The sequence below is a fragment of the Salipiger sp. IMCC34102 genome (assembly GCF_004145405.1).
Lineage (GTDB): Bacteria > Pseudomonadota > Alphaproteobacteria > Rhodobacterales > Rhodobacteraceae > Loktanella.
In genome coordinates, this window is the sequence record NZ_SELQ01000004.1 from 316,278 (window position 1) to 329,803 (window position 13,526).

Sequence of the window (13,526 nt, forward strand, 5' to 3'; positions counted from 1 at the left end):
GGCGAAATCCAGAGGGTCCCATGACAGGCAAACCGCGCAGTTTCCAGCAGATCATCCTGGCGCTTCAGGGCTATTGGGCCGAGCAGGGCTGCGCGATGATGCAGCCCTACGACATGGAAGTGGGCGCGGGCACCTTCCATCCGGCCACGACCTTGCGTGCGCTGGGCCCGAACCCCTGGGCCGCGGCCTACGTCCAGCCATCGCGCCGGCCCACCGACGGGCGCTACGGCGAGAACCCGAACCGGCTGCAGCATTACTACCAGTACCAGGTCATCATCAAACCCAGCCCGCCCGACCTGCAGGAGCTCTACCTCGGCTCCTTGCGCGCGATCGGGATCGACGCGGCGCTCCACGACATCCGCTTCGTCGAGGACGACTGGGAAAGCCCCACGCTGGGCGCCTGGGGCCTGGGCTGGGAGGTCTGGTGCGATGGCATGGAGGTCAGCCAGTTCACCTACTTCCAGCAGGTCGGCGGCCATGACTGCCGCCCCGTCAGCGGCGAGCTGACATACGGGCTGGAGCGTCTGGCGATGTACGTCCTGGGCGTCGATCACGTCATGGACATGCCCTTCAACGATCCGGATGCACCCATTGCGCTGACCTACGGCGACGTCTTCCGCCAGACCGAGCAGGAATACGCGCGCTGGAACTTCGACGTGGCCGATACCGACACGCTTCTGCAGCACTTCAAGGACGCGGAAGCGGAATGCGCCCGAATCCTCGACCAGGTCGACACCGACCCCAAGACGGACCGGCATATCGTGATGGCCCATCCCGCCTACGACCAGGCGATCAAGGCCAGCCACCTGTTCAACCTGCTCGACGCGCGGGGCGTGATCTCTGTCACCGAGCGGCAGGCCTACATCGGCCGGGTGCGCGCCCTGTCCAAGGCCTGCGCGGATGCCTTTTTGCGCACCGCCGCCGGGGGCCACAGCCCCGCATGATGATCCGCATCCTGATAGGAGCCACCTTGCTACTCGCATTGATCGCAGGCATCGGCCTCTACTACCTGCAGACCTACGCCTACTACGAAGAGGTCCCGGCGGAGCTTGCGGATGTGCAATTCGTCTCGGTCGTGTCCGGAGAGGCGGAGCCGCTGGCCTTCGAGAACTTCATGGGCATCGACGCGGACAGCAGCCCGCTGCGCTACCGCGCCTGCTACGAGATGCCGGTGAGCCTGGCGATGATGACCGAAACCTATGAGATCGCCGACGAGGCGGAGCCGCGTGTGGGACCGGGCTGGTTCGACTGCTTCGACGCGGCCCGGATCGGCGCGGACCTCGAAAACGGGACGGCGATCGGGTTCCTCGGCCAGAAGAACGTCGAATACGGCATCGACCGGATCGTCGCGGTCTACGACGACGGACGCGCCTACGCCTGGCACCAGATCAACGACTGCGGAGAGGTCGTCTTCGACGGCAATCCCGCCCCTGACACCTGCCCGCCCCCACCCGAAAGCCTGCGCTGATGCCCGATTTGCTGATCGAACTGTTCTCGGAAGAGATTCCGGCCCGGATGCAGGCGCAGGCCTGTGCGGACCTCAAGAAGCGCGTGACCGACGGGCTGGTGGAGGCAGGGCTGACCTATGCCTCCGCCGCAGCCTTCTCGACGCCGCGACGGCTGGCGCTGTCGGTGGAGGATCTGACCGCCGAAAGCCGCGCCGTGCGCGAGGAACGCAAAGGCCCGAAGGTGGGCGCGCCCGACAAGGCGGTCGAAGGCTTCGCGCGGGGCGCGGGGGTCGAGGTCTCGGCATTGGAGGTGCGCGACGACAAGAAGGGCCAGGTCTATTTCGCGGTGATCGAGCGCCCCGGGCGCACCGCGGAAGAGATCGTGGCCGAGGTGCTGGAGGCGACCATCCGCAACTTCCCCTGGCCCAAGTCGATGCGCTGGGGCGCGGGGTCCTTGCGCTGGGTGCGGCCGCTGCATTCGATCCTTTGCCTGCTGACCGACGAGGAAGGCGCGCGCACCGTGCCGCTGGAGGTCGACGGGATCGCGGCGGGCCGCGAGACGCGCGGCCATCGCTTCATGGCGCCGGACGCTTTTTCGGTAAACTCCTTCGAGGATTACGAGGCGAAGCTGAAGCGCGCGAAGGTGATGCTGCGCGCCGAGGAGCGGGCCGACATGATCTGGAACGAGGCCACCAACCAGGCCTTCGCGCTGGGCCTCGAGGTGGTCGAGGACCGGGGGCTTCTGGCCGAGGTCGCGGGTCTGGTGGAATGGCCCGTCGTGCTGCTGGGCCGGATCGACAACCAGTTCCTCGACCTGCCGCCGGAGGTGCTGCAGACCTCCATGAAGGAGCACCAGAAGTTCTTCTCGGTCCGCAATCCCAAGACCGGGCGGATCGAGCGGTTCGTCACGGTCGCCAATATCGAGACGGCGGACGACGGGGCGACGATCCTGGGGGGCAACCAGAAGGTGCTGTCGGCGCGCTTGGCGGATGCGAAGTTCTTCTGGGACAACGACCTGCGCGTGGCCCGCGAAGGGATGGGGCCGTGGCTGGAGAGCCTTTCGGAGGTGACGTTCCACAACAAGCTGGGGTCGCAGCGGGATCGCATCGAGCGGATCGCGGCGCTGGCGCGCGAGCTGGCCCCGGTCACGGGGGCCGATGCGATTGAGGCGGAAGAGGCCGCGCGGTTGGCGAAGGCGGATCTGTCCTCGGAAATGGTCTATGAATTCCCCGAATTGCAGGGGCTTATGGGGCGCTATTACGCCGCCGAGGCGGGCAAGTCAGATGCCGTCGCCGCCGCAGCGCAAGAGCATTACCAGCCGCTCGGGCCGTCGGATGCGGTGCCCACCTCGCCGGTCTCGGTGACCGTGGCGCTGGCGGACAAGCTGGACACGCTGACCGGGTTCTGGGCGATCGACGAGAAGCCGACCGGGTCGAAGGACCCCTTCGCGCTGCGGCGTGCGGCGTTGGGGGTCATTCGGTTGGTGCTGGAGAATGATCTGAAGCTCTCATTGAATGAATATTTTCATTCTTCATTTTGGTGGCTGCTAAATGAGGGTCGTGGAAATTGGTTCGAGGAAGAGCCGAAAGTTACCGAACTCACTAGCGGAGACGTCGAGAAACAAGTTTTCTCAGTCCGAGCCGAAAGTCTGCTGACGTTCTTCCACGACCGCCTCAAGGTCTATCTCCGGGATCAGGGCATCCGGCACGACGTGATCGACGCGTGCATCGCCATGCCGGGGAACGACGATCTGGCGCTTCTCGTACGGCGGGCGAAGGCCTTGCAAGCGACGTTGGAGACGGACGATGGTGAGAACCTCATCCAGGGGTTCAAGCGGGCGAATAACATTCTCACGCAGGCCGAGGAGAAGGACGGGGTCGAGTATTCCTTCGGGGCGGATCGCAAGTTCGCGGAAGAGGGGGCCGAGGTGGCGCTGTTCGACGCGCTGGACGCGGCGCAGGCGGAGATCGACCCGGCGATGGCAGAGCAGGACTTCGGCACCGCGATGACCGCCATGGCCGAATTGCGCGGGCCGATCGACCGGTTCTTCACGGACGTCCAGGTCAATGCCGAGAGCACCGTGGTGCGGCGCAACCGGCTGAACCTGCTGAGCCGGATCCGCACGATCTGCCTGTCGGTGGCGGATCTGACGCGGCTCGACGGTTAGGTCAACCCGACGGCAAGGTTTACAGGCGATCCACCGACCCCATATGGTGCGGGGACGGAGGATGCCGCAGTGCAGCAAATGACCCAGTTCGACCCGGTGACGCTGATCACGCCGACCGCCGCGATGACGGCGGAGGTCTACGGCGGCCGGGCGAAGTGCCTGCAGCGGCTGATCCGGCTGGACATGCCGGTGCCGACGACCGTGGCGCTCTCCTTCGACGCGGTGCTGGACTGCGCCAAGGGCAAGTTGCCGGACCTCGACGCGATCCTCGCACCCTTCGGCGATTGCCCGCTGTTGTCGGTGCGCCCCTCCAGCCAGGATCCGGACTGGGGCGGCCCGGGGGCGATCCTGAACATCGGCATGAACGACGCCTGCTTTCCCAAGCTCTGCGCCCGGGTGGGGGAGGAGGCGGCGACCTACCTCTACCTTCGGTTCGTGCAAAGATACGCGGTCCATGTCGCGCGACTGGACCCCGAGGTGTTCGATTTCCCCAACCTCAGCCGCACCGACGCGCTGGCCGCGGCGCTGCGGACCTACGAGACGGAGGCCGAGGAACCCTTTCCGCAAGACGTGCGCGTGCAACTGGCCGAGGTCCTGCGCTCCATGGCGCGGGCCTGGGACGGCACCACGGCGCGGCTGCTGCGCGAGGCCAAGGGGGCGCCTGCGGATGCGGGTCTGGGCCTCGTGGTGCAGGAGCTGGCGCTGGGCGTGGGGCCCGGGATCAGCGGCAGCGGCGTCATCCAGTTCATCGACCCCGCCACCGGTCTTGCGCAGGTCACGGGGCGCTACAGCGCGCAAAGCCAGGGCCGGGAGGCGCTGACGCAGGAAGGGGCGATCTACCTGACCCAGGATGCACGGGGGCGCGCGCTGGAAGACCTCGCACCGGAGGTCTTCTCGCGGTTGCAAGCCTTCGGAGAGATCAGCCGCAGGCGTCTGCGCGAGGAGATGCAGATCGAGTTCACCGTGGAGGACAGCCAGCTGCATATCCTCGACGCGGTGCGGGTGCCGCGGTCCAGCCGGGCGCTGGTGCGGGTGGCGGTGGATCTTGCGAACGACGGGATCATCCCGCACGACGAGGCGGTGATGCGGGTGCCGCCCTCCAGCCTGTCGGAACTGCTGCACCGCCAGATCGACCCGGCGGCCCCGCGCGATCTGATCGTGCGCGGGATACCCGCCTCTCCGGGGGCGGCGACGGGACGGATCGTGCTGACCGCCGGCGAAGCGCAGGCCAGCGCCGCGCGGGGCGAGCCTTGCGTGCTGGTGCGCCGCGAAACCTCGCCCGAGGATATCCGCGGCATGCATGCGGCACAGGCGGTTCTGACCATGCGCGGGGGGGTCACCAGCCATGCCGCGGTCATCGGGCGGGGCCTTGGCGTGCCTTGCGTGGTGGGCGCCTCCGATCTTGCGATCGACCGCAAGACGGGCACGATCACGGCCCCGGGCGGGCGCAGGTTCCAGGTGGGTGACACGATCACGGTCGACGGTACCACCGGCACGGTGCTGGCCGGTGCACCCCCGATGCTGGAGGCGGCGCTGGACGATTCGTTCCGCACGCTGCTGGCCTGGGCGGACGACGCGCGCGACATCGGCGTGCGGGCCAATGCCGATACGCCGAACGACGCGCAGACCGCGCGCAACTTCGAGGCGGAAGGCATCGGTCTGTGCCGGACGGAGCACATGTTCTTCGACGACGACCGGATCGGCGTCATGCGCGAGATGATCTTCGCCGAGACGGCGGACGACCGGCGCGCCGTGCTGGATCGCCTGCTGCCCATCCAACGGGCCGATTTCGCGGCGCTGTTCGCGATCATGGCGGGGCGCCCCGTGATGATCCGGCTGTTCGACATGCCGTTGCACGAATTCCTGCCCTTCGACCGGCCCGGCCAGCGCGACCTGGCCGAGCAGCTGGCGCTGCCCTTGTCGACCGTCATCGACCGGATGCAATCCTTGAGCGAATACAATCCGATGCTGGGGATGCGCGGCGTGCGGCAGGGGATCGCGGTGCCCGAGATCTACGAGATGCAGATCCGCGCGATCTTCGAGGCGGTGGCGCAATGCGCGCAGGAGGGACGGAAGATCCGGCCGGAGATCATGATCCCGCTGATCAGCGCCAAGCGCGAGGTCGAACTGATCCGCATCGGCGTGGAGCGCATCGCCTCGGAGGTGCGCACGCGGACGGGCTGCGACTTCGACTTCGAGCTTGGTGTCATGGTCGAGACCCCGCGCGCCGCGCTGCGGGCCGGGGACATCGCCGAGGTGGCGGATTTCCTGTCCTTCGGGACGAACGATCTGACGCAGATGACCTACGGGCTCAGCCGTGACGATGCCGGGCGCTTCATGTCGTCCTACGTCCAGCAGGGCGTCTACCCGGAGGATCCGTTCCATACCCTCGACCTCGACGGGGTGGGAGAGCTTTTGTCCATCGGTGCGGCCCGGGGTCGTGCGACGCAGCCCGACATCACGCTGTCGATCTGCGGAGAGCACGGCGGCACGCGTGCCGCCATCGCGTTCTGTCGCGCGCAGGGAATCGATTACGTCTCCTGCTCGCCGTTCCGGGTGCCCGTGGCGCGTCTGACGGCGGCGCAACTGACGCTCGACGACCGGGCCCGCGGTGAACCGCGACCAAAGGCGCCGGTCATAAGTCGCTGATCCGATACGGAATTTTTTCCTCGAAGCAAAAATATGCCGAAATGCGACCTGTGATGTCGGCGTTGGTTTACGGGCAGGTAAGCGTGTCGTAGGCACCCGCTCGTCCAGCGCCTTCGCGCCCCTTGCAGGAGAGATCAATGACGCGTCGACTTCTTAGCCTCGTGACCGCCTTCGCAGCCGCAGCGACCTTCGCCCTTCCGGCTTCTGCCGACGGTGTATTGGCCGCCCGCCTGGGCGCGCTTCTGGGACAGGAACGTCAGGCGCTCGATATTGTTCCCGACTCGCGTCTGTCGACGTTGACGGCCCTTCCTGCCTCGGCCCGCACCAACCCCGTTTCGGTGGGCGAGGGCGACGACATGATGACCGAGGCCTTCATTTCCACGATGTCCGCGCCGCGCGGCGGGTCCGAGTGGGAATGCCTGGCGCAGGCGCTCTATCACGAGGCGCGCGGCGAGGCCCTGCAGGGCATCTTCGCCGTGGGCGAGGTCATCATGAACCGCGTCGATTCGGGCAGCTACCCCAACAGCGTCTGCGGTGTCGTCCATCAGGGAACCGGGCGTAAGTATGCCTGCCAGTTCACCTGGACCTGCGACGGCCATTCGGACGCGATCGGCAACCGTGCGGCCTATGCGCGGGTCGGCAAGGTGGCGCAGCTTCTGGTCGAAGGGTCGCCCCGCACGCTGACGCAAGGCTCGACCCATTATCACACCAAGGCCGTCAGCCCGTCCTGGGCGCAGCGTTTCCCGCGCATGGCCACCATCGGGTCGCATCACTTCTACAAGCAGTCGACCCGCAGCGCGTCGAACTGACGACCGCTTGCCCGCGCGCCTCGGTCTGGGTATCGGGGGCATGAGCGAACGCGGGGAGGGCCATCCATGAGCGACGAGATCAGGTTGGCCTTCGCGCATCCCTCCGAACGGGCCTCGGCCAGCAGCGATCGCCCCTTCGACCGGATATCCCTGCGCGATTACATCGTCGAGGTCGAGATCGGCGCCTTCCACCAGGAACGCGGCCACCTGCAGCGGCTGCGGTTCAACGTGGTGGTGGAAGTCCACCCGACCGGCGGGCAGGTGTCGGACGACGACGTGGACAGCATTCTGTCCTACGACCGCGTGACCGAGGCGATCCAGGCCGAGATCGGGACCGACCGCATCAACCTTCTCGAAACGCTGGCTGCCCGCGTGGCGGACCGGATCCTGGGCGAGCCGCAGGCCGCCCGGGTCTTCGTGCGGATCGAGAAGCTGGACCGGGGGCCCTTCGCGCTGGGCGTCGAGATCGTCCGCTCCCGCGACACCGCGCCCTCTGCGGCCCAATCGGATGCGCCACGCCCGCGGGTGATCTTCCTGGGCAACGCCGCGCTGGAGGGCGTGGCCCCGCTTCTGGATGCGGAGCTTGCGCGCGGCGCGCCGGTGCTGCTGTGCGTAGGCCTGCCAGAGGGCGGCGTCCCGCAGGCCGCGGACCCACAGGCGCAGCGCCGGATCGACCTGTTGGGGATCGAACAGAACGCCTGGGCGCTGTCCGCGCGCGAGAAGCGGGTGACGGTGATCGGCAGCCGGACCGAACTCGACTGGTCGATGCGCAACGGGCAGACCTGCGTCTGGGCCCCGATGAAGCTCGTGCTGGACGCGGCGGAGGCGCCCGGCCCGGACCCGCGCGACGCGGTGGCGCTGGCCGCCTGGTTCGCGGCCCAGATGCAGGCGGTGGAACTGGTCGTGGTGGGCGCGCCGGCCCCGGCGACGAAGATCGCCGTGCGCGAGGTGCCGGCGTGACGCTCTGCGGGCTGACCCTCGACCGACCGCGGATCATGGGGATCCTCAACGTGACGCCGGACAGCTTCTCGGACGGGGGCCGGCTGGACGGGGTGGCCGCGGCGATGGCGCGCGGGCAGGCCATGGTGGCCGAAGGGGCCGACATCCTGGACATCGGCGGCGAGAGTACGCGCCCCGGGGCGGTCCTGGTGCCGGTGGACGAGGAAATTTCGCGCACGGCACCGGTCATCCGCGCGTTGCGCGCGGCAGGGGTGACGGCGCCCATCTCGATCGACACGCGCAAGGCGGCCGTGGCGCGGGCGGCGCTGGAGGCGGGGGCCGACATGGTCAACGACGTGACGGCGCTGCGGTTCGACGCCGACATGGCCGCCGTGGTGGCCGAGGCTGGTTGCCCGGTTTGCCTGATGCATTCCAAGGGCGACCCCGAGACGATGCAGAACGCGCCGGCCTACGCCGACGTGACGACCGAAGTGCTGGCGCATCTGCGCGCGGCGATCGCGCGGGCCGAGGCGGCGGGGATCGCGCGCGATCGGATCGTGGTCGATCCCGGCATCGGCTTCGGCAAGACGCAAGAGCACAATTTGGCACTGCTGCGCGAGCTTGCCCGCTTTGGCGATTTGGGCCTGCCGATCCTGCTGGGGGCCTCGCGCAAGCGGTTCATCGGCACGATCACGGGGGTCGAGGTCGCGGCGGACCGGCTGGCGGGGTCGCTTGCGGTGGCGCTGCACGGCGCCCGCCTTGGCGCGCGGATCCTGCGGGTCCATGATGTGCGCGAAACGAAGGAGGCGCTGGCCATGTGGTGCGCCATCGAAGGAGAGACGGCATGAGCGACAAACCCCTGTTCGGCACCGACGGCGTGCGCGGCACGGCGAACCTGTGGCCGATGACCGCCGACATGGCGCTGCGCATCGGCGCCGCGGCCGGTCGCTATTTCCGTAACGACGGCAACAACGGCCACCGGGTGGTGATCGGCAAGGACACGCGCCTGTCGGGCTACATGTTCGAGAATGCGCTGACCGCAGGTCTGACCAGCACGGGCATGAACGTCCTGCTCCTCGGCCCGGTGCCGACGCCCGCGGTCGGGTTGCTTACGACTTCGATGCGGGCCGATCTGGGGATCATGATCTCGGCCAGCCACAACCCGCACCACGACAACGGGATCAAGTTCTTCGGCCCCGACGGCTTCAAGCTGTCGGACGCCGCCGAAGCAGAGATCACGGCTCTCGTGCACGCCGGGGTGGAACCCGCGAAGGCTGCCAATATCGGGCGCGCCAAGCGTGTCGACGAAGGCCGCTTCCGCTACGCCGAGCGTCTGAAGGCGACCTTTCCGCAAGGCATGCGGCTGGATGGGTTGAAGGTCGTGATCGATTGCGCTCACGGGGCCGCCCACCGCGTCGCGCCCGAGGTCCTGTGGGAACTGGGCGCCGAGGTGATCCCGATCGGCACTGCCCCGGACGGCACCAACATCAACGACGGCTGCGGGTCCACCGCCACGGATCTTGCGGCGCGGACGGTGCTCAAACATGGCGCGGACGTGGGCATCTGCCTCGACGGCGACGCGGACCGGGTGATGATCCTGGACGAGACGGGAACGGTCGCGGATGGCGACCAGATCATGGCGCTTTTCGCCGCGCGCTGGGCCAGGGCCGGTCGGCTGGCCAACAACACGCTGGTCGCCACGGTGATGAGCAACCTCGGGCTGGAGCGGTTCCTGGAAGGCAAGGGCCTGAGGCTGGAGCGGACCGCCGTCGGCGACCGCCACGTGGTCGAGGCGATGCGTGCGGGCGGTCACAACCTGGGCGGCGAGCAATCGGGCCATATCGTGATGACCGATTACGCCACCACCGGCGACGGGCTTCTGGCGGGCTTGCAGTTCCTTGCGACGATGGTCGAGACGGGGCAATCGGCCAGCACGCTCACCCGCAGTTTCGAGACCGTGCCGCAGATGCTCAAGAACGTGCGCTATGCGGCCGGAACCGATCCGCTCTCGGAACCGGCGGTCAAATCGGCCATCGCCGCGGCCGAGGCGGACCTGTCGGGCAAGGGCCGCCTGCTGATCCGCAAGTCCGGCACCGAGCCGCTGGTGCGGGTGATGGCCGAAACCGAGGATCCCGACCTGCTGGCGCGCGTCGTCGACGGCATCGTGGCGGAGGTCGAAGCCACCGCGTGATGCGGCGGCCCGTCTGACCGGGTGACGGTGTCGGGCCGCCCTTGGGTTCGCCCCTAGCGCAAGAGCAGGCGCTTCAGGCTGTTCCACTGGCTGACCGCGAGCCCCGCGAGGATCATCGCAAGGGCCACGAAGAAGCGGAGCGGCAGATCCTCGTCCAGCAGCACCGCGCCGAGAAGCATCGCCCAGAGCGGGACCTGGTAGTTCACCAGCGTCATGAAGACCGACCCCGCGCTGCGGATCACCATGACCCGCAGAAGCGCGGCCAGGGCGGTGGGGAGCAGCCCGAGCCCTATGATCGCAAAACCCGGAAGAGTGGCCGTGAAGCGCGGCACCCCTTCGACGATCAACATGCCGGGCAGCAGGAACGCCGTGCCGACCACCAGCGTCAGGGCCGCGAAGACGATGGAATCGATGGGCGGCGCCCGGCGGGTCATGATCGAGGCGACGGCGTAGGAGATCGCGGCGGCGACGCAGGCGATCTGGCCCAGAGGCTCCATCCCCTCGCCGATCGCCAGGATGCCGGGGCCGACCAGGACGACCGCCCCGGCAAAGCCCAAGGTGACGCCCAGGAGACGGCGCAGCGACAGCGGCTCGTCCGAGAAGACATGCGCCAGCGGCAGGACGAAGAGCGGCAGGGCCGCCATCGAGATGCCCGCGAAGGCGGATGGCACGTATTGCTGCCCCCAGGACAGCAGCGTGAAGGGCAGGGCGGTGTTCAGGACGCCGATGATGACGAGGTACTTCGCCATACGGCGCGTCATCACCGGGAAAGGACGGCGCAGCAGCACCGCGAGACCCAGCAGGGCCGCGGCCCCCAGCGTCACCCGTGCAGCCGAGACGGTGAGCGGCCCGTAGCCCCGGAGCGCCACCGCGACGACCATGAAGGTGCCGCCCCAGATCACGCCGAGCAAGCCGATGCTGGCCCAGTTCGTCGCGGTCGGTGCGGAGGGGGCGGTGCGTCTGTCCATCGGCTGCATCGGGTGTCAGGACCTTCGGTCGTCACTGGAACGGGTCAACATCGTGAATGACCCGGCCTTCACGCGTGCACGGCTGTCTGGACCGGGTTCGGGTCCATCAGCCAGAAACCGGTCGGGAAGGCAATGGACCGCGTCGATCAACTGAAAAGGGGCCGGGGCCAAGGTCGGCTCCGGCCCCGTGCGATGAGGTCGCATGGTCCGGATCCGCCTGACGGTCCGGACCGAGCGAAGGGCCGGCTGCGCGCGCCGGCCCGTCGCGACTTAGTTCTTGGACTTGTCGACCATTCGGCCTTCGCTGATCCAGGGCATCATGCCGCGCAGCTTTTCGCCGACCTGTTCGATCTGGTGCTCGTCAGTGAGGCGGCGGGTCGCCTTGAACATCGGCTGGCCGACGGCGTTCTCCTGCATGAAATCGCGAACGAACCGGCCGGACTGGATGTCCGTGAGGACCTCCTTCATGCGCTTCTTGGTCTCGTCGTAGGGCAGGATCCGCGGGCCCGAGACGTATTCGCCGTATTCGGCGGTGTTCGAGATCGAATAGTTCATGTTGGCGATGCCGCCCTCGTAGATCAGGTCCACGATCAGCTTCACCTCGTGCAGGCACTCGAAATAGGCCATTTCGGGCTCGTAGCCGGCCTCGACCAGCGTCTCGAAGCCCATGCGGATGAGCTCCACAAGGCCGCCGCAAAGCACCGCCTGCTCGCCGAAGAGGTCGGTCTCGCATTCCTGGCGGAAGTTCGTCTCGATGATGCCGGAGCGCCCGCCGCCGATGGCCGAGCAATAGCTGAGCCCGATCTCCATCGCCTTGCCGGAGGCGTCCTGGTGGACGGCCACGAGGCAGGGCACGCCGCCGCCCTTGGTGTATTCGCCGCGCACCGTGTGGCCGGGGCCCTTGGGCGCCATCATGATGACGTCGACGCCGGGCTTGGGTTCGATCAGGCCGAAGTGCACGTTCAGCCCGTGCGCGAAGGCGATCGCGGCACCGTCCTTGAGGTGGTCGTGCACGTGGTCGCGGTAGACCTGGGCCTGCAGCTCGTCGGGCATGGTGAACATGATCAGGTCGCACCAGGCGGCGGCTTCCTCGATCCCCATGACCTGAAGGCCTTCGCCTTCGGCCTTGGCGCGGCTGGGCGAGCCTTCGCGCAGGGCGACGACGAGGTTCTTGGCACCGGAATCGCGCAGGTTCAGTGCGTGGGCGTGGCCCTGGCTGCCGTAGCCGAGGATGGCGACCTTCTTGTCCTTGATGAGGTTCACGTCGCAGTCGCGGTCGTAGTAAACGCGCATGGGTCTGTCCTTTCGGGATGTCTGATGGCGTGCACCATAGGGAAGTTGGCGCGACGCGCGAGTGCAGGATCGAGTTTATTTTGCCAGATGATCGTGGGATCATGCGCGAAATAATATATTTGCGAGGATTTCATGCTTGAGGATCACGACAGGGCCATTCTGCGGCGCCTGCAGGCCGATCCGTCCCTGTCGGGGGCGGAACTGGCCGAGATGACGGGCCTGTCGGGCGCGCAGGTGGCGCGCCGGATCGAACGTTTGACGCGGGATGGCGTCATCAAGGGTCAATCGGCGGTGATCGACTGGGCCGCGCTGGGCTTTCCGCTGGCAGTCTCTTTGCGGATCACGCTGGACAAGACGGTTTCTGGCGGGTTCGACGCCTTCCTTGCCGCCGCGCGCGAGGTGCCGGAGGTGCTGGAAATCCAGACGTTCCTGGGCCGCGTCGACGTGCGGCTGAGCCTCGTGGCGCGCGATCTTGCGCATTACCAGCAGGTCTACCGCGCGCGGATCCTGTCCTTGCCGCATATCGCGGATATCGAGGCGCTGATGGACGTGGCCTCGGTCCGCGACGAACGGGGGCTGCCGCTGTGATCGCGCTGGACGATCTGGACCGCGCCCTCCTGCGCGCGCTGGTGGCCGACGCGGCGCGGCCTGCCGCGGCGCTGGGGCGGGAGTTGGGCCTGAGCCAGCCCGCCACCTGGCGGCGGATCAAGCGGCTGCGCGAAGCCGGGGTCCTGGCGGGGCGGCGGCTGGAACTGGACGCGGATGCGGTGGGGTTCGGCGTGACGGTGTTCCTCGGCATCAAGCTGGCGACCAAGGGCCGGGTCAGCCTGGAAGACTTCGAGCGCGCCGTCAGCGCCATTCCGGAGGTGCAGACGGTCGCGCATGTGCTGGGGCTTTACGACTACAGGCTGCGGGTCGTCGCACGGGATTTGGCCGATTTCGAGCGCGTGCTGCGGCGGCGGATCATGGCGCTGCCCGGGGTCGGGGACGTGGAGGCGAACGTCCTGCTCAGCGAAGAGCGCAGGCCCGGGCCGATCTGATTGCGCAGACCGCGGGCGGGGC

Annotated in this window: 11 protein-coding genes and 1 pseudogene; 10 read left to right on the plus strand and 2 right to left on the minus strand. The window is 67.9% G+C overall.

Annotated features, from left to right (window positions below):
- Positions 1-20 precede the first annotated feature (20 nt).
- The 8 genes from EU805_RS11110 to glmM all read left to right on the plus strand — a co-directional run bounded on the left by EU805_RS11110 (position 21) and on the right by glmM (position 10,203).
- A complete protein-coding gene (locus EU805_RS11110) occupies positions 21-944 on the plus strand; it encodes a glycine--tRNA ligase subunit alpha (RefSeq protein WP_129764045.1) in 924 nt (307 codons plus the stop codon).
- Entirely contained in the window at positions 944-1,468 is a 525-nt protein-coding gene (locus EU805_RS11115; RefSeq protein ID WP_129764046.1) for a DUF6446 family protein, read from the plus strand. Before EU805_RS11110 ends, EU805_RS11115 begins: the two co-directional genes overlap by 1 nt.
- Positions 1,468-3,615 (plus strand): glycine--tRNA ligase subunit beta, encoded by a 2,148-nt coding sequence (gene glyS, locus EU805_RS11120; protein WP_129764047.1) that lies wholly within the window; start codon positions 1,468-1,470, stop codon positions 3,613-3,615. Before EU805_RS11115 ends, glyS begins: the two co-directional genes overlap by 1 nt.
- A gap of 78 nt (positions 3,616-3,693) precedes the next feature.
- On the plus strand, positions 3,694-6,264 hold the full coding sequence (locus EU805_RS11125; RefSeq protein WP_242494130.1) for a putative PEP-binding protein: 2,571 nt from the start codon (positions 3,694-3,696) through the stop codon (positions 6,262-6,264).
- Positions 6,265-6,401: 137 nt separating this feature from the next.
- Positions 6,402-7,073, plus strand: coding sequence for a cell wall hydrolase (locus EU805_RS11130; RefSeq protein WP_129764048.1), 672 nt, complete (start codon positions 6,402-6,404; stop codon positions 7,071-7,073).
- A gap of 66 nt (positions 7,074-7,139) precedes the next feature.
- A complete protein-coding gene (locus tag EU805_RS11135) occupies positions 7,140-8,033 on the plus strand; it encodes a dihydroneopterin aldolase (protein WP_129764049.1) in 894 nt (297 codons plus the stop codon).
- A 35-nt stretch (positions 8,034-8,068) separates the two neighbouring features.
- A complete protein-coding gene (folP, locus tag EU805_RS11140; RefSeq protein ID WP_129764098.1) occupies positions 8,069-8,860 on the plus strand; it encodes a dihydropteroate synthase in 792 nt (263 codons plus the stop codon).
- Positions 8,857-10,203, plus strand: a complete 1,347-nt coding sequence (glmM, locus tag EU805_RS11145) for a phosphoglucosamine mutase (RefSeq protein WP_129764050.1) — start codon at positions 8,857-8,859, stop codon at positions 10,201-10,203. Before folP ends, glmM begins: the two co-directional genes overlap by 4 nt.
- Before the next feature lie 53 nt (positions 10,204-10,256).
- On the opposite strand, the gene EU805_RS11150 is transcribed toward glmM, so the two are convergent.
- Together EU805_RS11150 and ilvC are read right to left on the minus strand one after the other, a co-directional pair.
- On the minus strand, positions 10,257-11,171 hold the full coding sequence (locus EU805_RS11150) for a DMT family transporter (RefSeq protein WP_129764051.1): 915 nt from the start codon (positions 11,169-11,171) through the stop codon (positions 10,257-10,259).
- Between the two features lie 270 nt (positions 11,172-11,441).
- Positions 11,442-12,497: pseudogene (ilvC, locus tag EU805_RS11155) on the minus strand (ketol-acid reductoisomerase); the annotation flags it as partial.
- Positions 12,498-12,596: 99 nt separating this feature from the next.
- Between ilvC and EU805_RS11160 the strand changes: the two are divergent.
- Together EU805_RS11160 and EU805_RS11165 are read left to right on the plus strand one after the other, a co-directional pair.
- Positions 12,597-13,052, plus strand: coding sequence for an Lrp/AsnC family transcriptional regulator (locus EU805_RS11160; RefSeq protein WP_129764053.1), 456 nt, complete (start codon positions 12,597-12,599; stop codon positions 13,050-13,052).
- On the plus strand, positions 13,049-13,504 hold the full coding sequence (locus EU805_RS11165; RefSeq protein ID WP_129764054.1) for an Lrp/AsnC family transcriptional regulator: 456 nt from the start codon (positions 13,049-13,051) through the stop codon (positions 13,502-13,504). The genes EU805_RS11160 and EU805_RS11165 overlap by 4 nt, the downstream gene beginning before the upstream one ends.
- Positions 13,505-13,526: the final 22 nt, after the last annotated feature.